The organism is Natrinema sp. CBA1119, from assembly GCF_002572525.1.
Taxonomy (GTDB): Archaea; Halobacteriota; Halobacteria; order Halobacteriales; family Natrialbaceae; genus Natrinema.
Map to the genome: position 1 here is coordinate 3,946,508 of NZ_PDBS01000001.1, position 22,343 is coordinate 3,968,850.

The following is a 22,343-nucleotide window of genomic DNA, read 5'->3' on the forward strand; positions in this document are numbered from 1 at the left end:
CGTGCGGGGTTAGCGAGACTCGATGAGCGCCGACTCGCGCTCTCGTGCGGGTCGGTCCGGCCGAGTCTCGTATCGGCCGGATTCGGTAACGGTACCGATCCACCCGCAATCGCTACAGGCGAACAGTCCCTGGCCATCGATCAGAGAGCCGCCGCAGTCGGGGCAGGTATCCGACATCGCCGACTCCAGGCTCGCGTCCGCATCCCTGACCGACCCGAGGGGCGTCGGGAGTTCGCCCGTTCGGAGCGTGGCGATCGCCTCGTCTGTCGTGTACGTTTCCTCTGCCGCCTCGTTCGTGTGGGGGAAAACGCCGATCAGTTCGTCGTCCGCGTACAGCTCGAGGCACAACAGCGGCGTCACGAGTCGCTGTCGCGTCGTCCCGGTCACCTGCGAGGTCGTCGTCCGCTTCCGGAACGGCGGGCGGACGCTCACGCCGCGCTCGTCGGCCCACTCGGCGAACCGCTCGAAGTTCTCGAGGACTTCCTGGTGGGGACTCTCCTCGGAGAGCGCGACTTCCTTGGGCCAGCTCCGGAGGAGCAACTCGTCGACCGCGCCCTCGGACTCGCAGGCCTGAAGCGTCTCGACCTGGGCGTCGACCGGCTCGAGCAACAGCGGTGCGCGAACGTGGCAGACGGTCGTAATTTCGGCTGTGGTGTCAGTCATGTGGGATCGTTGTGAAGTTTGCCAACGGAAGAACTGATAAAGGTTTCTGGGGGCGACTCTATATCGGTTAAAGGTGTCTTATATCATACTAGGATGGGAGAGTCGCCGGAAACCGCGAGGACCGAGCGGCGGTCGGTCCGAGTGATGGCGACGGCTTCGGGACCGGTCGTCCCGAGAATCTATCGTCGTCGCTCGGAACAGTCCAAAAACTCATCGTCGTCGCTCGGAACAGTCCAAAAACTCATCGTCGTCGCTCGAGGCGTCCGAAGGTTCCGGCTGATACTATGCTCGCTTCTGAATCTCCTCGCGCAGGAGTTCGCTCACGAGATCGCCGTCGGCTTTCCCCCGTAGCGCGCCCATACACTCGCCCATGAGCCCCGAAAAGGCCTGCATTCCCTCTGCTTCGACCTGACCCTCGTTTCGTTCGACGACCTCGACGACTGCCTCCCGGACCTCTTCCTCGCCCGCAGAACCGAGTCCGGCGGCTTCGGCAGCTTCGTCGGCGGACTGTTCGGGCTCTTCCGCGAGCGCCGTCAGCAGATCCGGAACCCCCTCACGCGCGAGGTCTCCGCCCTCGGCCATCGCGAAGACCGCCTCGAGGTGCTCTCGAGTCAGATTTTCGACTGGCACACCGTCGCGCCGAAGTTCGGTCAGCGTCGACTCGAGCGTCGTCGCCGCCAGCGTCGGATCGATTCCATCCGCGACGACGTCCTCGAACAGCGGCATGTACCCGCCGTAGGCGACCTGTTCGGCCAGCCCCTCGCCGAGCCCGTACTCGTCCTGATAGCGCTCGACCTTCGCGGTCAGCAACTCGGGTTCCGGAACGTCGCTCGGGTCCGGTTCGACGGGCGGCACGTCCGTCTCGGGGTACATCCGCGCCGCGCCGGGCAGCGGTCGCAGGTACCGGGTCGTCCCGTCGTCGTTCGCACCGCGTGTCTCCTCGGGAACGCCCTCGAGTGCGGTTTCCGCCCGCTCCGCGACGGCGTCGATCGCCGACTCCGCGATCTCGGTGTCGGCTGCGACGATCGCGACGGCATCTTCGGATCTCGCTCCGACGGCGTCTCGAAGCGACGCGACCTCGTCTTCGGTGACTCCGTACGCGGGCAGTTCGTCCGTGTGGAAGATCCCGCCCGCGCCGTGGCGCTTCGCGTGATCCGAGAACTCGGTTCCGAGCCGGCGATCGGGGGCGATCTCGCGGCCCACGATACCGTCGAAGCCGTAGAGTGGTACCGCCATCACAGACCCGCCGCTGTTCAGTGCACCGCCGATGACGCCGCTCTCGGTACCCTCGAAGACCTCGGTCACGTCCCGAACGTCACCGACCGACGCCTCGAGCTCCGAAAGTTCGTCCCGAATCGCGACGAGTTCGGCCTGTCGAGCGACCTCGTTGCGCACGATGTCGTCGATGTCGTCGAGGCTCTGGACGCCCTTGATCTCGACGCGAGCGCCCTCTTCGATCGAGACGTTGACGTCCTGGCGGATCGTTCCCAGTCCCCGCTTGACCTTCCCGGTCGAACGCAGCAACATCCCGATCCGTTCGGCCGCCTCGAGGGCCTGTTCGGGGCTCGAAATGTCCGGGCTCGTCCCGATCTCGACCAGCGGAATGCCGAGTCGGTCGAGGCTGTAGCGGACCCCCTCGTCGGTCTCTTCGACGCGCTGGGCGCTCTCCTCCTCGAGTAGCATGTCCTCGATCCCGACCGTGCCGTCGCTCGTTTCGATCTCGCCGTCGGTGGCGATCAACGACGAGCGCTGAAAACCCGACGTGTTCGAGCCGTCGACGACTATCTTGCGCATCACGTGGGCTCGATCGACGGGGCTCATATCCATCAGCTGAGCGACCTCGAGCGTCGTCTCGAGGGCCTCCGCGTCGAGTTCGTGGGGCGGCTCGTCGTCCTCCTCGACGAGACAGGTCGAGTCGTAGGCGAGGTATTCGAACTCGCGCTCGACCATGCTCTCCTCGACGGCGGCGTCGTCGAGTTCCCCAAGTTCGCTCCGGGTGGGATGGAGGTAGCGCGTGAACCGGCGCGTCGACGCCTCGGGCTCGCGGAGATCGGTCGGACACTGGCAGAACAGCTTCGTCGCCGTGTCGAGTTGCTGGTGGATCTCCAGCCCGGCGACGAGTCCGAGGGACTCGTAATCGTACTCGGTCATTGGCGGCCACTCGGAGGCGGAGGGGTAAAAAACCGTCCAGTTGCGGCCGGATCGTCGACGCTCCGCATTCTCTCGGACCCGATCTGAGGGCCGTGTACGAACTCCGGAGGGCAACGCCCTCCGGAAGGAGTACCGAGCCGCCGTCAGCTCTCGGTGGCGGTTTCAGCGAGCGGTAGCGCGGAGTCCCCGGCCTCAAGGAGCGAGCGAAGTGAGCGAGTAGGCCGGGGTAGTTCACTTGCTGACTGGGTTCGTATCCGACTGGAAAGCACCGAGCTGAGCGAATCTCTTCACCGAACAGAACACCGCACTGATCACCCGTTTCACCGCGATCCCGCGTCTCGGACCCGTATCAAGCAAGCACAACGTCTACCCGAAGTGAACAACATATCAGAGTATGGTTCGAATCTCGACGATCGTCATCGTCCTCGCGATTGTTTTCGCAATCGGTCTCATTCCGATTCCCGTCATCCCCGGTGTCGGGATTATCGTCGGTATCTCGGGCGTCGTTCTCGGAATCGTCCTCCGGTTCCTCGGGTGGTGATCTCAGTCGCTCGAGGACTCGGCCGACACGCCCGAACTCGAGTCACCATCCGACGACGTTGACCCGGTATTCGACGACTCCGCGTCCGGAATCGAGCGTGACGCGTCACCGCCGGTTTCGAGCGCGTCCGCAACCCCCTCGAGTATCCGCTCCGCTGGCACCTCGAGAGCGGATTTCGATTCAACCGCGGATACCCGCTCTCGCGACGCACCGGCGTCGCTTTCCGGAGATTCGTCTTCCTCTGATTCCCCCTTCGTTGCGATCACGATCGAGTCGGCGATCGCATCCGCGACCTCGAGAAGGCGACGTGTTCCTCCGCCGGAGGTGTCGAGCACGCTCTCCGTAACGACGGTCACGTCGGCCTCCCGAACGACGGTCTCGAACGTCGTCAGATGGGCCGGTGAGAGCGATTCGAACGGCGGGATTTCGATGCAGTCGACCGCGAGCGAGCGGGCGGTTTCGGCCGCCGTATCCCCGTCGGTGACCGGACCGAGACTAACCTCGAGGGCGGGAGGGTTGGCCTCACTGTCCTCGTCTCGCGCGTTCTCGAGTTGGGCGAGCACGCGCGCAGCGATCGCCCCGGTTCCGAGAACGTGGATTCGAACGGTACTCCGATCGGCACCGCTCCATGCACCGTCCCCTGAACGGGGGAACGCCGTCACGGTTTCGGACCCGGTGAGCGGATGTGTGGTGACCGTCGCGGTCGCGTCGAAGACGTCACCGAGGGCATCACCCGTTAGTACGTCCGATGGTGGACCGTCGCGATAGACGTCGCCGTCGGCGAGCATCACGAGCCGGTCGCAGTACCGCGCGGCCAGATCAAGATCGTGAATCGCCGCGCAGACGGTCCGTCCCTCGTCGACCAGTTCGCGGACCAACTCGAGCGTCTCTATCTGGTGATTGACGTCGAGGCTCCCCGTTGGCTCGTCGAGCAACATGACCGGCGTTTCCTGAGCGATCGCCCGCGCCAGCACGACCCGCTGGCGCTGCCCGCCGCTGACTTCGTCGATCGGCCGGTCGGCCAACTCCGTCGTCCGGGTCCGCTCGAGGGCGCGCTCGACCGCGGCGCAGTCCTCCGACGTCGGCGACGAAAACCGCGAGCGGTGTGGATGTCGCCCCATCTCGACAACGTCACGGATGGGGAACGAAAACGAGAGCGTCGTGTCTTGGGGAACCACGGAGACGAGTCGGCTTGCGGCTCGCGAGGAGAGTTCGTGGATATCGTCTCCGCCGATGGCGACCGTTCCGGAATCGGGCTCGAGCGCGCCGCTGATCGCGCGGAGGAGCGTCGTCTTCCCAGCCCCGTTCGGCCCGACGAAGCCGACGAACTCCCCGGGCTCGATCGAGAGGGAGACGGTATCGAGTACCTCGAGATCGCCGAAGGAGAGCGAGCAGTCCTCGACGGTGATCGTGGCCGGGTCGAGATTTCGATTGACTGCGTCCCGCTCGCCCGCTCGATCGATTCCAGTCATACCGAATGCACCTCCCGGCGAGTGAGCAGAAACAGGAAGAACGGGGCCCCGAGCGCCGCCGTAACGATGCCGACTGGGACTTCGGTCGGCCCGGCTGGCCACCGCGCGATCGTGTCGGTCACGACCAGAAACGAGGCCCCTGCGAGGGCACTCGTCGGAAAGAGGATCCGGTGGTCGGGCCCAACGAGCAGCCGCATGATGTGTGGTACGACGAGTCCAACGAAGCCGATCACGCCGGTGACGGCGACGCCCGCTGCGGTAACGATGCTTGCCAGCGCGAGCAACAGTAGCTTCGTCCGTTCGACATCGACGCCGAGATGGTGTGCGTCCTCCTCGCCGAGCAAGAGGACGTTGAGTTCCCGCGCGTACGCGCCGAGAATGAGAACGCCGATGAGGGTGACTGGCAGTGCGAACGCGACGTCGCTCCATCCCCGGTCTCGCAAGCTCCCCATCAGCCAGACGACGGCTTCCCTGAGACCGTCGCCGCTGTGGATGAGCATATACGAAATCAGTGATCCCAGGAACGCTTGGACGGCGACTCCGGCGAGCAACAGCGTTGCGACTGGCGTTCGACCACCTTCGGTGGCGATAGCGTAGACGAGAAACGCGGTCGTGAGTGCACCCGCGAACGCGGCGAGGTGCAGGTTTCCGAACGGAACGATTGCCGGGAAAGCGATCAGCGCGACCGCGCCGGCTGCAGCGCCGGACGAAACACCGATGATCGAGGGGTCCGCGAGCGGGTTCCGGAAGAAACCCTGCATAACCGTCCCCGCAGCGGCGAGTGCGAATCCGACCGTGGCTGCGAGGACGATGCGGGGAAGTCGCATCCGCGTGACGATGAACTGGTGCGTTTCGGGAACGTCGAACGAGAAGACGGACGCGTACTCGAGGCCCACCACTGGAACCGACCAGCCGAATACCGGCAGGGTTCCGGATCCGGTTTCGAGGCCCGACGGGACGACGATCCCGTTCAGGATCGCCATCGCGACGGTCAGGGGATCGATCCGAACCGGTCCGAGTGCGGCGCTGACGACGACGGCGACGACGAGCAGGCCCGCGAGGCCCGTCGACCAGACCGCTGTCCGGACCGATCGCTTCATACACCTCAACCTCGGTTGGAGTAGGCAAATATTTGTTGAAGTAGGGCTCACGTATTCGACGATGCGACAACAGCTAGCCGTCCTAGTAGTACTTCTGGTGACACTATCCACGATCGGCCCCGCCGTGGCCGGCGCGACTACCGCACCGAACGCTGCCGTTCAGGAATCGGATTCGCAGTGTGAATACCCGCTCACGATGACCGACGCGACCGGCGAGGAGGTCACGATCGAGAGCGAGCCGGAGTCGGTCGTGACGCTCTATCCGGGTGACGCCCAACTCGCCTACTCCATCGGTGCCGAGGGCAAAGTGGTCGGGATGCCGGTCAGCGAATACACGGAGTCGCTCGACGCAGGCGATCGGACTGACATTACTGGCGACGACGGCGTGACCCCCGTCGCCGAGGAGATCGTCGCGCTCAACCCCGACGTCGTCCTCGCCGCGAACATCGCCACGTTCAACGAGGACCTCCTCCAGACGCTCGACGACGCCGGGATCACGGTCGTCGTCCTCGACACCGCGACCTCGCTCGACGACGTTCGCGAGAACGTCCGCGTAACCGGGCAGGTGACCGGTGAATGTGCCGGTGCCGAGGAGACGATCGATTGGATGGACGAGCGACTCGAAATTTACGAGGACGCCCTCGAGAACGAGTCCGAACCGCTCGCGTACTACGACGGCGGCGAGAACGGGGACACGCACGGGACGGAGACGTTCCAACACGAGGTGATGACTACTGCCGGTCTGACCAACCTGGCCGCGTCCGTCGGTCAAACCGGCTGGGGCCAGATGAACGCGGAAGTCGTCGTCGACGAGGATCCCGAGTGGATCGTCTACCCCGACCGAACGGCGGAACCGCCGTCGGCGGACAGTCTCGAGGAGACGACAGCCATCACCGAGGGCAACGTCGTCGCGGTCGACGATAACGCGATGAGCCAACCCGGCCCGAACGTCGTCTACGCGATCGAAACGATCATCGAGCAGGTCCACCCCGAAGTGTACGCCGAGATCGAAGCCGAACTCGAGGCCTCCGGCGAACCCGGTAACGGGAGCGGCAACGATACGGACGAAGACCAGAGTGACGACAGCGCTATCCCCGGATTCGGTGTTCCCGTCGCGCTCGTCGCCCTCCTGGCTACCGCCGGATTCGTCGCGCGGCGACGATAGGTCGCAGACCTCTCGTTGCTCCTGTTTTCACCGTTCTCACTGTTCGTATCGTTGTCGGCGTTCGACGTATCGTTTTGAAAAGGGTTTACTCGCCGGGCTACACAGACTATGGCATGGTCGAGAACGTCATCTGGCCCGCTTATCTCGATGCGAACCTCTCGAGGGCCGAGGGACGGCGCGTGTCCGAGGATCTGGCGGTCGAGGAACCGACGGTCGACGAGATCGCGAAGTCCGTCCAGCAGATCGGGTACGACGCCACGATCGAGCGGGACAAGTCCTACTCCCGGGAGCACTGGGCCGACCGGGGCCGGGTCGTCGTTCGCGGGGCCGACGACTCGACGAAGAACGACCTCGTCCAAGCCGTCGCGGCGTACGTCGTCGCGATGCGCGACTGACATGCGCCGAGTAGGCGCAGTCGTCCGGACCGCGCAGGGACTGGCCGTCCTCCGAGCGGACGAGGCGGACGACGCCGGCAGCGACACGCCCGACGAGTTCCGCGACGAAATCGGCACGATGGTCCTCGACGACGACCTCGAGGGGGTCGGCCGCGTCGTCGACGTCTTCGGCCCCGTCTCGAGGCCGTATCTGGCGGTGACGCCGGACGACGGCGTTCACCTGCCGTCGCTGATTGGATCGACGCTGTACGCGCGATAGCGTCAGCGGTTACCCCCCCCCCCCCTCGATTTCCGCTTCGGTTTGATTTTCAACAGACCGTACACTGGGGGATCGACGTGTCACTCCAGGGACTCGACTGGCATGCGGTGGCGCGCGCTTGAAGCCGACCGAACGGGAGTGAGGGCGGCTGACGACATTGCGCGAGGGATGAACGAGTGACCGAAGGGAGCGAGTGAATCGGCTGGGGAGGGCGTGGCGATTCCCTGTTGCCGCGATAGCAGGACGCTTTCGCCACTCAGATACCATCACCCACACCGTTCGATACGCACGGCGTACGGTGCATAACCCACGAACGCGGCACACGAGACACTCCCCTCGAGATGCGATATACGAACGCTCGAAGTGGAAAAGACGATAGGAGCGGGGTGCAAACGCCGCGACATGAACGACCGGACACGGATCCTCGCCGCCGTCGGTACGACGGTACTGCTCTTTCTCGGCGTCCAGCTCGGTGCGCTGGCGCTGGTCGAGCCGTTTCAGGAATCGGGCCGACAGGCCGTCGAGGATCCACAGAATCCGACGAACAGCGTCCTCTACTTCGGGGTCATGCTCGTCGCAACTGGCCTCATGCTCGCCGCGTTCAGGTACGATCTCGACTGGCTCATCAGGCTCTTGCTCGTCGGCGTCAGCGTGATGATTTCGTGGTACGTCTTCGCCGAACTCGTGCCGGCTATCGTCGGGACGTTCGTCTCCGACGGGGTCGCAAACGCCCTCGCGATTATCGCCTCACTGGCCGTCGGCGCGGCCTTGCTGTGGTATCCCGAGTGGTACGTCATCGACAGTGCGGGGGTGGTGATGGGCGCCGGCGCCGCCGCCCTGTTCGGGATCAGTTTCGGCCTGCTGCCCGCGTTACTCCTGCTTTCGGTGCTCGCGATCTACGACGCGATCAGCGTCTACGGCACCGAACACATGCTCGACCTCGCCGACGGCGTCATGGACCTCAAGATCCCCGTCGTGCTCGTTATCCCCATGACCCTCTCCTACTCCTATCTCGAGGCCGGAAGCACTGACGACGTGCTCGAGGACGATCGCGATCCCAACGAGAGCACCGCTGACGAGAGCGCTCCCGACGAGAGCACCGCCGACGGGAGCGCCGCCGACGGCGGCCAGCGAGACGGCGGAGCCGCCGCCGGCAGTTCGGACACCGATGCCGACGAACGCGATACCGAAACCGATGCCGAGACTGACGCCGATGCCCTCGAGCGCGACGCCCTGTTCATCGGTCTCGGCGACGCCGTTATCCCATCGATTCTCGTCGCCAGCGCGGCGTACTTCCTCGAGGCTGGGACGCTCTCGGTTCCCGGAATCGCACTGAACCTGCCGGCGCTCGGTGCGATGGTGGGGACGATTTCCGGCCTGCTCGTGCTCATGTACATGGTCCTCGAGGGGCGCCCCCACGCCGGATTGCCGCTGCTCAACGGCGGCGCGATCGGCGGCTACCTGCTCGGTGCGCTCGCGAGCGGACTCTCACTCGCGACGGCGATCGGGTTCTGATACGGTCTGCTGTAACGATGTACCGGTGCGACCGCAGGCCGTATTCGCGGTCGCACCGGAAATGACTTACAGCAGTCCGTATGACCGTCGCTCTCCATCGCCGTCACCCGTCCGCTCCCTCGGCCTCGACGATATCGACCTCGAGATCGTCGTACTGCTCGAGTCCTCGAACCAGCGTGTCGATCCGCGTTCGCTCCGACTCTCTATCGCGGACGGCCCCGGTGGGGTAGATCGCCACGACGACGAGGTGGTCGTCCTCGTGTTCGTCCCGGATGCTGTCCAGGGCGATGTCGAGGTCGTACTCCCCGTTCAACGTCGCAGTTCCCTCGACGGATTCGACGGGGAACCGCTCGCCGAGCGCCTCGAGCGCGCGGCCCCCGACGGCCCGGTCGATCGACAGGCCGTCGTAGCGACGTTGCACGCGTTCGGCGAGTTCCACTGTCGACGGCCCACCGACGGGGTTGAACTCCTCGCCACCCGCGGTGACGTGTGGCGCTGCGAGCACGCTGAACGCCCCCGCCCGCACCGGTTGGTCTCCGAAGCGCTCGGCCGGGAGCTCGATCGCCCGATCGTAGACGCTATTGTAGCTCGTCAGTTCGACATCCTCGCCGCCCACCTGCTGTGTCTCGACGCGTTTTATCGTTCCCTGATACTCGTAGCCGGCCTCGGCGGCTGCCTCGTCTGAAACGCGTGCGGGTGCCGCCGAAACCATCGTCATATCGTCGGCGAAGCCGCCGAGACAGCCGGCCACCGCGCCGACGCCGCCCGCCGTGAGCGCGCCGAGAAACAGCCGTCGATTCATGTGAGTCTCCGACCAGACTCGAAGAAATAAACGCCGCGGCGATCTTCACTCCCTGATTACTGTTCGACAATTCGCCCAACCGGCAACGATAGACGACCGACCGAACCGGAACATTCGACCGTGAAACGGCCGTTCGAGCAGTGACATCGGCGCCCGGTGGCGACTATCGGTCGACCGTCGAGACGTTCCGAATCTCGAATCTTGCGCCGCCGTCCCGACTCGTCTCGGCGGTGACCGACCAACCGTGCGCGTCGGCGACATCGCGAACGATTGCGAGACCGAGACCGGACCCGCCATCGGGGGAGAACCCCGACCTGAACACCTTTTCGCGGTGTTCGGGCGGAATTCCAGGTCCATCGTCTTCGATGTAGAACCCATCGATAGCGACTCGTTCATCCGTTCCGTCCGCGGTCGACCGCTCGAGTGACGCTCCCCCCGCTCTCGGCTCGGCGGGCGCGTCGGTAGACGTCTCGGTGACTGCCTCGAGCACGCCGACCTCGATCGCGACGGCGTCGCCACCGCGTTCGATCGTATCGTCGGCCTTCGACCGACTGCCTGTGGTGCCGTGCTCGACGCTGTTGCGAAACAGGTTTTCGAACAGATGACTCACGAGATCGGGGTTCGCGCGAAACTCGACGTCATCGGCGACCGATACTGTCGCAGATCCAGTACTGACGTGCGCCCACGCGGTCTCGACCGCCGTCTCGAGCGAGAGTACCTCGGTCTCCTCGACGTCCTCGATCGTCACGAGCGCCAGCGCGTCGTCGATGATCGACTCCATTCGCTCGAGCGACGAGCGCAACGGACTGCGGTCGCCGTCCCCGCAACCGAGATCGATGTCGTCGTCCAGTTCGAGGGTTTCCGCCTGCGCCAGGGCGACTGACAACGGGTTTCGCAGATCGTGAGAAAGGAGTTTCGCGAACCCCTCCATGCGATCCGCCTGCTCGCGAGTTCGCTGCTCGAGCCGACGCCGTTCGGTGATATCGACGTGCATGACGAGGACGAACCGCTCGTCGCCGTGCTCGTACGCCGTGGCCTGCATCGTAAACCAGCGCTCGCGTTCCGGTGAGTGACAGGGATACTCGAGCGAGAACTCGCCGCGGTCGCCGGTCGCGACCGCCCGTATTCCCCGTGCCGCCTGCGTCGCATCGGCATCGTCATTCGCAGCGTCACAGACCTCGAGATAGTTGGTCCCGACCCCGCCCGTTGTCTCGGGCAATCCCTCCGTCTCCCCGAACGCCTCCCACGAAGCGTTCGTGTAGACGATTACCCCCTCTGCGTCGAGAATCGCGACGTTCGCCGGCAGGGCGTCGAACCCCGCGGTGACGAACGAACTGTGATCGGCCATCGTCACCTAGTAAGCAAAACGGCTACTTGAGAGAATCGGCCATCGAGCGGTCACGACCGGAGAATCGGCGACCCTCACTTGCTCGACGGCAGCCGGTACGTCGCCCCCTCGTCGGTGTCCTGGACTTCGACGCCGAGGGCCTCGAGTTCGTCGCGCAATTCGTCGGCGCGCTCGTAGTTGCCGGCCTCGCGCTCTCGCTCGCGCACGCTGAGAACGAGGTTTACCACGTCGCCGGCGAGTGCAGCAGCGCCCGTCGTATCGCCCGTAAAGGAGAGTCCGAGGACGCCGCCGAGTTCCTCGAGAGTCTCGACGGCCTGCCGGAGTCCGCGGTAATCGTAGCCGTCGGTTTTCCGATCGCTCTCGTCGTTCGTGTCCTCGAGATGCCGGTTGATCGCCGTCGCGACCGACAGCAGCGCGGACTGCGCTTCTCGGGTATTGAAGTCGTCGTTCATCGCCGTCGCGAACGACTCGCGCGCGCCGTCGACCTCGTCGCGCAAGGACTCGTCGTCGACTTTCGAACTCGCCGCCGGGGAGTCGAGTACCTCGACGGCCGCCTCGTAGGCCCGCTCGAGTTGGTCCCATCGCTCCTCGGCCTCGGCGATCGTCTCGTCGGAGTAGAGCTGTTTGCTGTTGTACGAGCCGGCGGTCAGGAACGTCCGCATGACGTTCGTCCCCCAACGATCGATCGCTTCCTCGACCGTGACGAAATTACCCAGACTCGAGGACATCTTCTCCTCGTCCATCTGGAACAGTTCGCAGTGGAGCCAGTAGTTCGCGAACTGCTGGCCCGTCGCGGCTTCGGACTGGGTGATCTCGTTTTCGTGGTGGGGGAAGACCAGATCGCGACCGCCGACGTGGATATCCAGCGTCTCGTCGAGGTGGGTCATGCTCATCGCCGAGCACTCGATGTGCCAGCCGGGACGGCCCTCGCTCCACGGCGAGTCCCAGGTCAGCCCCGTGGGTGGATCTCCGCTGTGGCCGACACCTTCGTGGCGGTGCTCCGCGACCGCGTCGGGATCGACGCCGCCGGCCTTCCAGAGCGCGAAGTCCGCCGGATTGCGCTTCTCGGTACGCTCGTCGGGATCGCCCTGAGACTCGATCTCGCCGAGCTCCTGATTCGAAAGTTTGCCGTACTCGTCGAAGCTGCTCACGTCGAAGTAGACCGAACCGTTGGACTCGTAGGCGTAGCCCTTCTCTATCAGTGTCTCGACGAGGTCGATGATCTCGGGGACGTGCTCGGAGACGCGGGGGTAGACCTCCGCCCGCAGGAGGTTCAGCGAGCGCATGTCGTCGATCGTCCGCTGAATGTAGGTCTCGGCGACGTCGGCCTCGCTCTCGCCCAGTTCGTCCTCGCCGACGCGGGCGACGATCTTCTCGTTGACGTCGGTGAAGTTCTCGACGTGACGCACGTCGTAGGAGAGATGCTCGAGCCAGCGGTGCATGACGTCGACATGGACCCACGAGCGAGCGTGGCCCAGGTGTGGCGGATCCGAGACCGTCAGGCCACAGTAGTAGAGGAGGACGTTCTCGGGATCCCGTGGCTCGAACGGCTCTTTTTCGCCCGTCAACGTGTTCGTCACGTGCAGGGTCATTAGGCTCACTTCCCCCGGACGAAAGTTAAAGCGTGTGATGGCATCTGGGTACACGTTCATCCGCGACACGACGAGTTGACGAGACGTTCGGATGGATACTACTGGCCGCAAAACCGTCTGCGATTCATCGTCCTGATCCGGATTACGTTCGGAGCGCTCGCCGATAGTATATGAAGAAGCGTGTTTTCAGCGGATACTGGCCGAACAAAGGTTAAGGGATGAACGCGAGTAGCATCTGACACAATGGGGACGGGAAACAGTCGGATAACTGATAGCGACCCGGACGACCTACTGCCGGAGCAGAGCGTCCTCTCCCTCGAGGAGTACCTCGAGATGCAGGCCGCGATCGGGAATCGAACCCGATTCGAGATCGTCTACCGTCTCTCTCACGCGGACGAGTTGACACCGACGGAGCTCGATTCGGTACTGGAGATCGACGATAGCACGCTCCACTACCATCTCAATAAACTCCGAGACGTCGGGCTCATCGAGAAGCGCGTCCGAGCGGAACGGGACAGCGACGGGCTCTACACGTACTACAGGGCGACGATCCTCGGTGACGCCCTCCTTGAGCACGGCGTCGAAGCACTCCTCCGTCGCGAGTGGGATTTCAGCGAGGCGTACGACAGTAGCGAACCCTGATTTCGCTCGTCCATTTCGTCCGTCTCTCACTCCGTCCGAACGCCCACGCTGTCGAGCGCCGCTTCGACCGCTCGCAGCGCATTGGCTCCCTCGAGCCGGGCGACCACGACGACCATCGTGCCGCCGGAAACGGCCGCCGCACTCGGCGAAATGTCCTCGAGCGAGAGTCGCGCCAGCATCGCCGCGAGTGCGGCCGTGTCCACGTCGCCGGTCGCGACGATAGCGGTTCTGTCGCCGCCGCAGGGACCGAAGGCCGTCCCGCCGACGGTGACGAGTGCGTCGTCTCCAGCGGTCGAGGTCCCGCGTTCGTCCCCGCCCTCGAGCGGCCCGATCCCGCTTTCCATTCGGACCCGCACGTCTCGTGACTCGGTCTCGTAGGTCGGCAACTCCTCGGCGTACCGCCGGAGCGCAGTCGCAATAGCGTCGATCTCGCCATCGATATCGAGATAACGGGCGGCGGCGGTGTAGTTGACGACGCCGGCTCGCAGGGCGGTCCGGAGAAACGGGTGGCGGTCGACCGCCCGGCGCGTCTCGGCTGCCAGTGACATATCGGAGACGGCGTCTCGAGTCGGTATAAAGTCGCCGTCATCTCGGCCCGCGCGGGCCGGCGCACTCTCGGTTCGGCCGGCTCGAAGACAGTCGTACCGGCTCGAGGACGCAACCGTGAACCGGTTCGCCCGACAGTATATATCTCTCCAGTTGCTTGGTCTACGTATGAGCGAGTCCGAGCCGGAGCAGTCCCCCGAGGACACCGTTCGCGAAGACGTATCGCTGTTCCTCCGCCGGAACTTCCCCCAGATCGAGATGCACGGTGGCGATTCATCGATCACCGACGTCGACCTGGACGAGCGCCGCGTCTCGATCAATCTCAGCGGCGCGTGTAGCGGCTGTGGGGTCAGCCCGATGACGACTCAGGCGATTCAGCAGCGCCTCCCGGCCGAAATAGACGACATCGATCACGTCTCCGTGAGTACCGGGCTCGACGGACTGGCCGAGCAGGGCTCCTCGGGCCGCGACGTCCCGCCCGATACCCCCTTCTGAGTCCGGGCGAGCGGCCCGTCGCCTTCGAACCCGCGACTCCGTCACCCCACTGGCCGCGACCGGGGCGCTTTTGCCTCGAGCGCGTTTTCCTCCCACTATGAATCCAGCTGCCGTCGAGGAACTCATCGAATCGAATCTCGAGGATTGTGAGGCGACGGTCTCCCACGCGCGTGACGAACACGACGAAGACCACCTCGCCGCGACGGTCGTCTCCCCCGTCTTCGATGGCCTGCCCCTCGTCCAGCAACATCAGCAGGTGTACGACGCGCTCGGCGACCACATGACGACCGACATCCACGCCCTCGAGCTATCGACGTACACCCCCGAGGAGTACGCGGATCTCGAGGCCGAATAGCGGGACGTCCGTTCACCGCGGTCGCCGTTGCACCCCGATAGCCGGCGTTGTTCGACAGCATCCGGACCCTCCGCCAAACACCTGGGACGTGCTCGCGCGTTCGGATGCTCGTTTCACACCGTGAATCCGATTCACTGTCCGTATTCGGACGCGAGGAACGAAACCGTGAGACGCTATGCATACTTTTCTGGACAAATATTTATCGCTCTGCCCGATACCATGACGTAATGTCATCGAAGTCGAGAAAGACGACCGAATCGACCGCGGCCGGCGGCCAGAACGTCGCAGACGCGCTTCCGAACGAGACGGGGAGATTTGATCGCGTCTTGGTCGCGGTCGACGGCGAGACGGACGATGCGGTCGGTTCGGTCGCAGTCTCGGAAGCGCTCCGTCACGACGCGCGAGTCGACGCGCTGTCGGTCGTTCGAATGAACGCGTCGGTCGACCGGTGGGACATGGTCGTCGAGAGACGCGAGGCGAGCGCCGAAGCGGCCCTGGATGCGATCGGCGACGCGGCCACCGAAACCGACGTTTCGGTCGAGAAACGGCTTCGGTACGGTGATCCAAGCGGTGAGATCGTTCGCTACGCGAGCCACAACGATATCGATCTCATCGTTCTGGGCGAACCGACTCGAACCGGTCTCCGTCGATACATCTCCTCGACGAGCGTCACCGAACGGGTCCGCCGATCGGCGCCCGTGCCCGTGCTCACGGTCCCCGGTGAGAACTGACTGCCACCACTGTCGACCGGGTTTCTTCTCGATCTGCGTCCGCTCGGAACCGTAGATTTATCCACCAGTCCTGACACGTTATACGTATGGAATCCCTCCACCCCCGCATCAGGTTGCTCTGGATCGCCCGCGGGGCGATCGCCGCGATCGTCCTCGGCGGGATCCTCTTCGGCCTCGATCAGTGGCAGTTCAGCGTTCCGCTGGCGGCAATCGCCGGCGTCGTCGCGATCGGACTCGTCCTGGGAACCGTCTACGCGCTCCGCCTGTATCAGCTCTGGCGGTTCGAGCTGCAAGACGACGCCCTCTACCTCGAGCGCGGCGTCATCACGTTCGTCGAGACGGCCGTCCCCTTCGTCCGCGTCCAGCACGTCGACACCCAGTTCGGCCCCGTCGAGCGGGTGCTCGGCCTCTCGAGCGTCGTGGTCTATACGGCCGGCTCCCGGAACGCGGACGTACGGATCCCGGGACTGACCCCCGATCGCGCGCGGCGTCTGCAGGACACCCTCCGCGAACTGGCCGTCGAGAGCGAAGCCGAGGACGCCGTCTGACATGAATCGCTTGCATCCGCTCAGTGCGGTGACGCTCGCCCTCCAGCGTGGCGTTACCGGGCTCTCGATGCCGTTTTTCGTTGTGATGGTGCTCTCGAGCATCTCCGATTCCGTCGACATCGGCTGGGTGTTCTGGCTGGCCCCGATCGGCCTCGTCGCCGGCATCGGCTACGGGATCGCGTACTACTATCGGTTCGCCTACGAAGCGACGCCGAGCACGTTCGACGTCACCTCGGGCGTCTTCTCCCGCCGATCTCGAGAAATCCCGTACCGCCGTATCCAGAACGTCGACGTGTCTCAGAGCATCTTCCATCGCGTTCTCGGACTCGCCGTCGTCTCGATCGAGACCGCCGGCGGCGGCGAGACCGAGGCGACGCTGAACTACGTCAGCGAGGGCGAGGCCGAGCGCCTTCGGGCCGAAATCCGTCGACTGACGGCCGAGACGGACGCCGAAGCGGACACCGACGAGCGCGCGGCCCCGGCCGACGGCGACGATTCGGCTACCGATGTCGGCGAGCAGGGACAGCAAACGCGCTCTCGAGACGAGGGGAAACCGACCCTTCTGTTCGACCTCGAGGTCCGCGAACTCCTGCTCTACGCGCTGACCTCGTTCCGGTGGGGCGCAGCGGTCTTCCCGATCGCGATACTGTTCTTCTTCGGTGGTGCCAGTTCCGGTTCGGGCCTCGTCCCGGCGTTCGTTCTTGACATCGCTCGCCCGTTCGGGGGCCCGGAGACGCTCGACGGTGCCGGCATGGGACCCCTCCTCGTGTTGATCGGGATCTCTCTCATCCAGTGGTCGGTCGCCACCTACGTCGCCAGCGCGATCTACACGGCCGCGAACTACTACGGGTTCCGACTCGGGCGGGCCGGGGACGATTTCGTCTACGAGCGCGGGCTCATCCAGCGCTACAGCGGCTCGATCCCCGTCGAGAAGGTCCAGTCGGTCACCGTCACTGAGAACCCGCTCCAGCGACTGGTCGGCTACGCCGGCCTCTGGGTCGAAACCGCGGGCTACGGCCCAGACAGCAGTAGCGGCAGCCAGTCGGCCGTTCCCCTGGCCGAGACCGATCGCGTCTATCGGTTCGCCGAGAATCTCACCGGCGTCGAATCGCCGCGATTTCGAAGCCCACCGACGCTGGCTCGTCGGCGCTATCTCGTCCGGTACGCCATCGTCGCGGCTGCCGTCGTTACCGCGGCGTTCGGTCTCGCGCAGGTCACCAGCCTCGAGCGGTGGTATCTCGCCGCGGTCGTCTTCGCCGCAGTGCCACCCGCGGCCCACCTGAAGTACGTCAATCTGGGCTACTTCGTCGGCGAGGACCACCTCGTGATCCGAAGCGGCTTCTGGAAGCGCCGGACGACCGTCGTTCCCTACTACCGCATTCAGACGGTCTCGACGCGCCGATCGATCTTCCAGCGGCGGCTCGGACTGGCGTCGCTGGCCGTCGACACCGCCAGTTCGCGCACCTTCGCGTGGGGGTCGCCGACGATCGACGATATCGCCCTCGAGACGGCCCGCGAGATCCACGGCACCGGTCGAGAACGGCTCCAGTCGGCCCTGCGCGAGCGCGCTCGCGAGGACGATATCGGGCTTTCGGTGGATTTTACCTGACCGACCCCGACCCTCCGCATATGGCAGACGGAGACGACTACCGAATCGAGGAGGACAGCCTCGGCGAGATGCAGGTACCCGCGGACGCCTACTGGGGTGCCCAGACCCAGCGCGCCATCGGGAACTTCCCCATCTCGGGGATCACGTTCAGTCGCCGATTCGTCCGCGGGCTCGGCGTCGTCAAGAAGGCCGCCGCACAGGCCAACCGCGACCTCGGCCTGGTCGATGACGACATCGCCGAGGCGATCATCGAGGCCGCCGACGAGGTCATCGCTGGCGAACACGACGACCAGTTCCCGGTCGATATCTTCCAGACCGGCTCCGGGACCTCTTCTAATATGAACGCAAACGAGGTCATCGCCAACCGCGCCGCCGAACTCATGGGCAGCGAGATCGGCGACCGCGTCGTCCACCCTAACGACCACGTCAACTACGGCCAGTCGAGTAACGACGTCATTCCGACCGCGATGCACGTCGCCTCCCTCGAGGCCGTCGAGAAAGACGTCATCCCGGCACTGGACACCCTCCGCGAAGCGCTCGAGGAGAAAGAGGAGGAGTTCGACAACGTGGTCAAGACGGGACGAACCCACCTGCAGGACGCGACGCCGGTTACGCTGGGCCAGGAGTTCGGCGGCTACCGGACGCAGGTCGCGAAGGGGTTGGCGCGCGTTGATAGCGTTCGCGATCACCTCGGCGAACTCGCGCTCGGCGGCACAGCAACCGGCACGGGGCTGAACACTCACGAGGAGTTCCCCGGCCGCGCGGCCGAGTACATCACGAAAGAGACCGGCGTCCAGTTCCGCGAGGCCGACAACCACTTCGAGGCCCAGGCCGCCCACGACGCGATGAGCGAGGCTCACGGCGCGCTGCGAACGGTCGCGGGCTCGTTGAACAAGATCGCTAACGACCTGCGACTGCTGGCTTCGGGTCCGCGGAACGGACTCGGCGAGATCGAACAGCCCGAGAACCAGCCCGGCTCCTCGATCATGCCCGGCAAGATCAACCCGGTCGTTGCCGAGGCCGTCAACCAGGTCCACAAGCAGGTCGTCGGCAACGACGCCGCCGTCTCCGCCGGCGCGGCGGAGGGCCAGATCGACCTCAATCTCTACAAGCCCGTCCTGGCGCACAACTTCCTCGAGTCCGCGGAGCTCATCTCGAACGCGAGTCAGGTGTTCGGCGAACGGTTCGTCCGCAAGCTCGAGGCCAACGAGGAGTACTGCGAGTCGCGAGTCGAGCAGTCGATGGCGATGGCGACTTCGCTCAACGTCCACATCGGCTACGACAAGGCCAGCGAGGTCGCCAAGACCGCGCTCAAGGAGGACAAAACAGTTCGCGAAGTCGTCCTCGAAAAGGGGTATCTCACCGAAGCAGAGGCTGACGAGGTGCTCGACCCCCGAAAGATGACCGAGCGCGGTATTCTCGGACAGGACGACTGAGTCGGACCGGTCGGACCGGTCAGCCGTCCGTTCGGTATATTTTCGACTCGCTCGGCGTTCAGGGTCGCGCGATCAACACCGACGTCTCGACCGTACGCACCACGCGATCGGTCGTGCTCCCGAGGAGCCGTTCTTTTAACCCCGATTGACCACTGGCCCCCATGACGATGAGGTCGACGTCGTGTTCGGTACTGTACTCCTCGATCACCTCGTGGGGATCTCCCTCGCGCGTGGTTTTCTCGTAGTCGACGCCGGCGGCCTCGGCCCGGCTTACCGCGTCGTCGAGGGCCGATTCGGCCTTTTCCTCGAGCGTCTCCGTGAGTTGAGATGCGATGTTGCCCGACGCGGATGCGGACATCTCCGTCCCCACGTCAACGACGTGGAGAAAATGGACCGTCGTCGGTTCCCCCTCGGCTATCGCGACGGCCTGCTCGACCGCCGCCGTGCTCGAATCGCTCCCGTCGGTCGGGACCAAAATATCGTCGTACACGGGTCCCGATTCCGTCGGGAGACGGAAAAGCTGGACACGCGCACTGGCTGGCCCGTCCCGACCGTCGACGCTCAGTCAGCGGTCGATCGGATCGATTCGCCCCTCGTCGAGCGGGTCCTCGATATCGCCCATCACCGCCTCGAGCAGGTCGGTCACGGTCACCAGTCCGACGACCTCCCCATCCTCGATAACCAGCGCAATCTCCTGATTCTCGGCCTGAAACTGGTCGACCGCGTCGCTAACGTCCACGTCGGGGGAGAGCGTCATCGGCGGGGCCGCGAGTTCCTCGAAGTCGATGGTTCCGTCGGCCAGCTCCTGCCGATGCCGGACGAAAACCGGCGTGTAGACGATTCCGCGGAAGTCAGTCAGCTCCTCGCCGACGAGCGGATACCGCGTCTGCGGTCGCTCCTCCATCTTCCGGAAGTTTTCCTCGGTGGTGTCCTCAATCGACAGCGAAACGATCTCCTCGGGGGACACCATCACTTCGCGGATCGGTTTCTCACCGATCTGGAACGCGTTCATCACCTCCTCGCGCCGTTCCTCGGAGAGTTCTCCCTCATCGAGGACCGAACCGAGCCGATTTCGGAGGTCCGCGCGGGACTCGATGACGTCCTCTTCGGTCTCGAGCCACGCACCGGTCATCTCGACCCCGAAGAGTTTGAGGGTCAGTTTCGCGACGCCGTCGCCGAGCGTGATGACCGGCGAAATGATCCAGTGGAACCAGTACAGCGGCGCGGCACCGTACCGACAGACCAACCGCGACCGCTCGACGCCGAGATACGTCGGCGTCTGCTCCCCGTGGGTCAGGTGAACGAGGTTGATGATCAGGAAGGCGAGGATCGCACCGCTCCCGATCGAAGCCAGCGCCGTATTCGCGAACACCGGCTCGAAGATGGCCGCCAACGCGGGTTCGGCCACGATCCCGACGGCGATGCTCGAGGCCGTAATCCCCACCTGGCACGTGGTGAGATACAGCTCGAGGTCGTCCGTCATCTCCCACGCCCGCTCGAGTTTGGGGTTCCCGCCGACGAACTCCTCTTCGGTGAACTGCCGTGCGCGCGTCAGTGCGAACTCGATAGCCACGAAGAAGGCGTTCGCCAGGATCAGCAACACGCCCGCGATCAATCGACCGGCAATGACGAGTGGATCCATTACGGATGTCGTTTAATCGCCGCACACAAATTAGTAGCGAGACCGAACCGAACGAAACCCGGATTCGCGACTGATCTACCAGAGAGCGAACATAGTTTGAAGTTATACGTTCACATGGGACACGGGTGTGGACATCTACCAGCGCTCTGAATACTCGAACACGAGTAAAAACGAATTCTATCCGTTCTTTATTCCTGATCGGTGTGCAGTAAATCGGGACAGTGACGCCGAATCATCTCGGAATGCGGCGCAATAAAATAACCAAGCAGTTTTAGCTGATGCTCACGTCTGACGAAATATGCACACCTGTCGCAACTGCAACCAGTCGTTCCAGACCGAGCTCGCCCTCGAGTTGCATCGAGATACGTGCAAAAAGGCACAACTCTTCTGTCAGGTATGCGGGGAGCGGTTCCGAGAGGGAACGGCGACGCAGGACGGTTGGCACTACGAGTGTCCGAACGAGGACTGTGACGGCGACGGGCTCCAGGAGGATCTCTATCGCGTCGAGGACGTCCGGACGACGACCCACTGAGCTCGCGATCCGCTTCTCGCAGCCACAGTAGACTCGCTCTCACTTTCGCTCTCGAGCGATCGGTGAAAACGGTGGTTCACGGGTTCGCGACTCTACCGTCGAAACCCGTTTGATGCGTCAGCTTACTCGGGAACGTACGTGGCCGATTTCAGTTCACGGACGACGGTCGACTCGTGTTCGGCGATCCCGCCGACGAGTTCGCGGGCGGCATCTTCGACGTCGTCCTCGGCAACGACCCTGTTCGCCAGCCCCAGTTCGCGGGCTCGGTCGGGATCGATCGCATCGCCGGTGAGAGCGATTTCTTTCGTGGCTCTGGTTCCGACGATCCGCTCGAGCGGTGCGATCGTGTGCGTCGCGGCGATCCCGAACTGCACTTCCGGCAGGGACAGCGTCGTCTCCTCGCCGAGGACGAGGAAGTCACAGCGCAGCGAGAGGATGAACCCGATACCGACGAGTGCCCCGTGGGCCGCCACGGCCGTCGGATACGGACGCGAGGTGAGGAAGCCGTAGATCTCGTCGTTCAGGTCATTGATCTCGTCCGCGTACTTCTCGTCATACTCCTCGTCGGCGACGATCTCCCTGTCCATTCCGGCACAGGTTGCCGGGCCGTTGCCGGCGATGATGAGCCCGTCCACCGCCTCCTCCGGCAACTCGACGAGAGCGTCACGTAGCTCCGAAAGGAGCTCGAGGGTGACGGCGTTGAGTTTGTCCGGACGATTCAATCGGACGGTAGCGATCCCATCGGATCGATCCACCGCGACGAGGTCGGGCGTTGCCATGCCGATTACCACCCGTCAACTCCGC

The 22,343-nt window shown here is 64.5% G+C and carries 23 protein-coding genes and 1 pseudogene; 13 read left to right on the forward strand and 11 right to left on the reverse strand.

The genetic code is table 11. From position 1 onward, the window contains the following. Positions 1-9 precede the first annotated feature (9 nt). On the reverse strand, positions 10-663 hold the full coding sequence (locus tag CP556_RS19405; protein WP_098727107.1) for an HTH domain-containing protein: 654 nt from the start codon (positions 661-663) through the stop codon (positions 10-12). A gap of 282 nt (positions 664-945) precedes the next feature. Further along, the gene (gene gatE, locus CP556_RS19410) at positions 946-2,814 is read right to left on the reverse strand and encodes a Glu-tRNA(Gln) amidotransferase subunit GatE (RefSeq protein ID WP_098727108.1); all 1,869 of its coding nucleotides are present in this window, start codon (positions 2,812-2,814) and stop codon (positions 946-948) included. A gap of 394 nt (positions 2,815-3,208) precedes the next feature. Here gatE and CP556_RS26125 point away from each other — a divergent pair, with 394 nt between their 5' ends. Beyond that, positions 3,209-3,355 carry a hypothetical protein gene (locus CP556_RS26125; protein WP_176548249.1) on the forward strand — a complete coding sequence of 49 codons (147 nt, stop codon included), beginning with the start codon at positions 3,209-3,211 and terminating at the stop codon, positions 3,353-3,355. A gap of 2 nt (positions 3,356-3,357) precedes the next feature. Here the strand turns inward: CP556_RS26125 and CP556_RS19415 are convergent. Together CP556_RS19415 and btuC are read right to left on the reverse strand one after the other, a co-directional pair. Further along, positions 3,358-4,713 (reverse strand): annotated as a pseudogene (locus CP556_RS19415) (ATP-binding cassette domain-containing protein); the annotation flags it as partial. A gap of 110 nt (positions 4,714-4,823) precedes the next feature. Then, positions 4,824-5,927, reverse strand: coding sequence for a vitamin B12 ABC transporter permease BtuC (gene btuC, locus CP556_RS19420; RefSeq protein WP_098727110.1), 1,104 nt, complete (start codon positions 5,925-5,927; stop codon positions 4,824-4,826). Positions 5,928-5,988: 61 nt separating this feature from the next. Here btuC and CP556_RS19425 point away from each other — a divergent pair, with 61 nt between their 5' ends. The 4 genes from CP556_RS19425 to CP556_RS19440 all read left to right on the forward strand — a co-directional run bounded on the left by CP556_RS19425 (position 5,989) and on the right by CP556_RS19440 (position 9,261). Then, positions 5,989-7,092 (forward strand): PGF-CTERM-anchored ABC transporter substrate-binding protein, encoded by a 1,104-nt coding sequence (locus CP556_RS19425; RefSeq protein WP_098727111.1) that lies wholly within the window; start codon positions 5,989-5,991, stop codon positions 7,090-7,092. 113 nt (positions 7,093-7,205) lie between these two features. Further along, on the forward strand, positions 7,206-7,487 hold the full coding sequence (gene srp19, locus CP556_RS19430) for a signal recognition particle subunit SRP19 (protein WP_098727112.1): 282 nt from the start codon (positions 7,206-7,208) through the stop codon (positions 7,485-7,487). 1 nt (position 7,488) lies between these two features. Continuing rightward, positions 7,489-7,746 (forward strand): H/ACA ribonucleoprotein complex subunit GAR1, encoded by a 258-nt coding sequence (locus CP556_RS19435; protein ID WP_098727113.1) that lies wholly within the window; start codon positions 7,489-7,491, stop codon positions 7,744-7,746. Positions 7,747-8,148: 402 nt separating this feature from the next. Next, positions 8,149-9,261 carry a presenilin family intramembrane aspartyl protease PSH gene (locus tag CP556_RS19440; RefSeq protein WP_098727114.1) on the forward strand — a complete coding sequence of 371 codons (1,113 nt, stop codon included), beginning with the start codon at positions 8,149-8,151 and terminating at the stop codon, positions 9,259-9,261. A 103-nt stretch (positions 9,262-9,364) separates the two neighbouring features. On the opposite strand, the gene CP556_RS19445 is transcribed toward CP556_RS19440, so the two are convergent. The 3 genes from CP556_RS19445 to cysS form a co-directional block, all read right to left on the reverse strand. Then, the gene (locus CP556_RS19445; protein WP_098727115.1) at positions 9,365-10,063 is read right to left on the reverse strand and encodes a DUF6517 family protein; all 699 of its coding nucleotides are present in this window, start codon (positions 10,061-10,063) and stop codon (positions 9,365-9,367) included. Between the two features lie 163 nt (positions 10,064-10,226). Continuing rightward, a complete protein-coding gene (locus tag CP556_RS19450; protein ID WP_098727116.1) occupies positions 10,227-11,411 on the reverse strand; it encodes a PAS domain-containing sensor histidine kinase in 1,185 nt (394 codons plus the stop codon). A gap of 74 nt (positions 11,412-11,485) precedes the next feature. Further along, positions 11,486-13,003: a cysteine--tRNA ligase gene (cysS, locus tag CP556_RS19455; protein WP_098727117.1), complete on the reverse strand. Its 1,518-nt coding sequence runs from the start codon at positions 13,001-13,003 to the stop codon at positions 11,486-11,488. Positions 13,004-13,246: 243 nt separating this feature from the next. Between cysS and CP556_RS19460 the strand changes: the two genes are divergently transcribed. Continuing rightward, positions 13,247-13,645: a winged helix-turn-helix domain-containing protein gene (locus tag CP556_RS19460; protein WP_098727118.1), complete on the forward strand. Its 399-nt coding sequence runs from the start codon at positions 13,247-13,249 to the stop codon at positions 13,643-13,645. 26 nt (positions 13,646-13,671) lie between these two features. Here the strand turns inward: CP556_RS19460 and CP556_RS19465 are convergent, their stop codons facing one another. Continuing rightward, complete coding sequence (locus tag CP556_RS19465; protein ID WP_098727119.1) at positions 13,672-14,193, reverse strand: DUF7523 family protein; 522 nt, start codon at positions 14,191-14,193, stop codon at positions 13,672-13,674. Between the two features lie 166 nt (positions 14,194-14,359). On the opposite strand from CP556_RS19465, the gene CP556_RS19470 reads away from it, so the two are divergent. From CP556_RS19470 to CP556_RS19495, 6 genes are all read left to right on the forward strand, one after another. Then, positions 14,360-14,686, forward strand: coding sequence for a NifU family protein (locus CP556_RS19470; protein WP_098727120.1), 327 nt, complete (start codon positions 14,360-14,362; stop codon positions 14,684-14,686). Between the two features lie 97 nt (positions 14,687-14,783). Continuing rightward, positions 14,784-15,041, forward strand: coding sequence for a BolA family protein (locus CP556_RS19475; protein WP_098727121.1), 258 nt, complete (start codon positions 14,784-14,786; stop codon positions 15,039-15,041). 227 nt (positions 15,042-15,268) lie between these two features. Beyond that, a complete protein-coding gene (locus CP556_RS19480; RefSeq protein WP_098727122.1) occupies positions 15,269-15,772 on the forward strand; it encodes a universal stress protein in 504 nt (167 codons plus the stop codon). Positions 15,773-15,858: 86 nt separating this feature from the next. Further along, the gene (locus CP556_RS19485) at positions 15,859-16,320 is read left to right on the forward strand and encodes a PH domain-containing protein (protein WP_098727123.1); all 462 of its coding nucleotides are present in this window, start codon (positions 15,859-15,861) and stop codon (positions 16,318-16,320) included. Position 16,321: 1 nt separating this feature from the next. Then, the gene (locus tag CP556_RS19490) at positions 16,322-17,929 is read left to right on the forward strand and encodes a PH domain-containing protein (RefSeq protein WP_098727124.1); all 1,608 of its coding nucleotides are present in this window, start codon (positions 16,322-16,324) and stop codon (positions 17,927-17,929) included. A 20-nt stretch (positions 17,930-17,949) separates the two neighbouring features. Next, positions 17,950-19,365 (forward strand): class II fumarate hydratase, encoded by a 1,416-nt coding sequence (locus CP556_RS19495; RefSeq protein ID WP_098727125.1) that lies wholly within the window; start codon positions 17,950-17,952, stop codon positions 19,363-19,365. A 58-nt stretch (positions 19,366-19,423) separates the two neighbouring features. On the opposite strand, the gene CP556_RS19500 is transcribed toward CP556_RS19495, so the two are convergent. Both CP556_RS19500 and CP556_RS19505 read right to left on the reverse strand, forming a co-directional pair. Then, on the reverse strand, positions 19,424-19,855 hold the full coding sequence (locus CP556_RS19500; protein WP_098727126.1) for a universal stress protein: 432 nt from the start codon (positions 19,853-19,855) through the stop codon (positions 19,424-19,426). Positions 19,856-19,930: 75 nt separating this feature from the next. Continuing rightward, entirely contained in the window at positions 19,931-21,007 is a 1,077-nt protein-coding gene (locus tag CP556_RS19505; RefSeq protein ID WP_098727127.1) for a CNNM domain-containing protein, read from the reverse strand. A 298-nt stretch (positions 21,008-21,305) separates the two neighbouring features. Here CP556_RS19505 and CP556_RS19510 point away from each other — a divergent pair, with 298 nt between their 5' ends. After that, entirely contained in the window at positions 21,306-21,539 is a 234-nt protein-coding gene (locus CP556_RS19510) for an HVO_2901 family zinc finger protein (RefSeq protein WP_098727128.1), read from the forward strand. Between the two features lie 122 nt (positions 21,540-21,661). Here CP556_RS19510 and CP556_RS19515 read toward each other — a convergent pair whose 3' ends face one another. Further along, the gene (locus tag CP556_RS19515) at positions 21,662-22,318 is read right to left on the reverse strand and encodes an enoyl-CoA hydratase/isomerase family protein (RefSeq protein ID WP_098727129.1); all 657 of its coding nucleotides are present in this window, start codon (positions 22,316-22,318) and stop codon (positions 21,662-21,664) included. Positions 22,319-22,343 lie beyond the last annotated feature (25 nt).

Excerpts from the sequence above, each read along its gene's own strand:
- CP556_RS19405 (WP_098727107.1), bottom strand. The coding sequence starts at position 663 with ATGACTGACACCACAGCCGAAATTACGACCGTCTGCCACGTTCGCGCA.
- gatE (WP_098727108.1), bottom strand. The coding sequence starts at position 2,814 with ATGACCGAGTACGATTACGAGTCCCTCGGACTCGTCGCCGGGCTGGAG.
- CP556_RS26125 (WP_176548249.1), top strand. The coding sequence starts at position 3,209 with ATGGTTCGAATCTCGACGATCGTCATCGTCCTCGCGATTGTTTTCGCA.
- btuC (WP_098727110.1), bottom strand. The coding sequence starts at position 5,927 with ATGAAGCGATCGGTCCGGACAGCGGTCTGGTCGACGGGCCTCGCGGGC.
- CP556_RS19425 (WP_098727111.1), top strand. The coding sequence starts at position 5,989 with ATGCGACAACAGCTAGCCGTCCTAGTAGTACTTCTGGTGACACTATCC.
- srp19 (WP_098727112.1), top strand. The coding sequence starts at position 7,206 with ATGGTCGAGAACGTCATCTGGCCCGCTTATCTCGATGCGAACCTCTCG.
- CP556_RS19435 (WP_098727113.1), top strand. The coding sequence starts at position 7,489 with ATGCGCCGAGTAGGCGCAGTCGTCCGGACCGCGCAGGGACTGGCCGTC.
- CP556_RS19440 (WP_098727114.1), top strand. The coding sequence starts at position 8,149 with ATGAACGACCGGACACGGATCCTCGCCGCCGTCGGTACGACGGTACTG.
- CP556_RS19445 (WP_098727115.1), bottom strand. The coding sequence starts at position 10,063 with ATGAATCGACGGCTGTTTCTCGGCGCGCTCACGGCGGGCGGCGTCGGC.
- CP556_RS19450 (WP_098727116.1), bottom strand. The coding sequence starts at position 11,411 with ATGGCCGATCACAGTTCGTTCGTCACCGCGGGGTTCGACGCCCTGCCG.
- cysS (WP_098727117.1), bottom strand. The coding sequence starts at position 13,003 with ATGACCCTGCACGTGACGAACACGTTGACGGGCGAAAAAGAGCCGTTC.
- CP556_RS19460 (WP_098727118.1), top strand. The coding sequence starts at position 13,247 with ATGGGGACGGGAAACAGTCGGATAACTGATAGCGACCCGGACGACCTA.
- CP556_RS19465 (WP_098727119.1), bottom strand. The coding sequence starts at position 14,193 with ATGTCACTGGCAGCCGAGACGCGCCGGGCGGTCGACCGCCACCCGTTT.
- CP556_RS19470 (WP_098727120.1), top strand. The coding sequence starts at position 14,360 with ATGAGCGAGTCCGAGCCGGAGCAGTCCCCCGAGGACACCGTTCGCGAA.
- CP556_RS19475 (WP_098727121.1), top strand. The coding sequence starts at position 14,784 with ATGAATCCAGCTGCCGTCGAGGAACTCATCGAATCGAATCTCGAGGAT.
- CP556_RS19480 (WP_098727122.1), top strand. The coding sequence starts at position 15,269 with ATGTCATCGAAGTCGAGAAAGACGACCGAATCGACCGCGGCCGGCGGC.
- CP556_RS19485 (WP_098727123.1), top strand. The coding sequence starts at position 15,859 with ATGGAATCCCTCCACCCCCGCATCAGGTTGCTCTGGATCGCCCGCGGG.
- CP556_RS19490 (WP_098727124.1), top strand. The coding sequence starts at position 16,322 with ATGAATCGCTTGCATCCGCTCAGTGCGGTGACGCTCGCCCTCCAGCGT.
- CP556_RS19495 (WP_098727125.1), top strand. The coding sequence starts at position 17,950 with ATGGCAGACGGAGACGACTACCGAATCGAGGAGGACAGCCTCGGCGAG.
- CP556_RS19505 (WP_098727127.1), bottom strand. The coding sequence starts at position 21,007 with ATGGATCCACTCGTCATTGCCGGTCGATTGATCGCGGGCGTGTTGCTG.
- CP556_RS19510 (WP_098727128.1), top strand. The coding sequence starts at position 21,306 with ATGCACACCTGTCGCAACTGCAACCAGTCGTTCCAGACCGAGCTCGCC.
- CP556_RS19515 (WP_098727129.1), bottom strand. The coding sequence starts at position 22,318 with ATGGCAACGCCCGACCTCGTCGCGGTGGATCGATCCGATGGGATCGCT.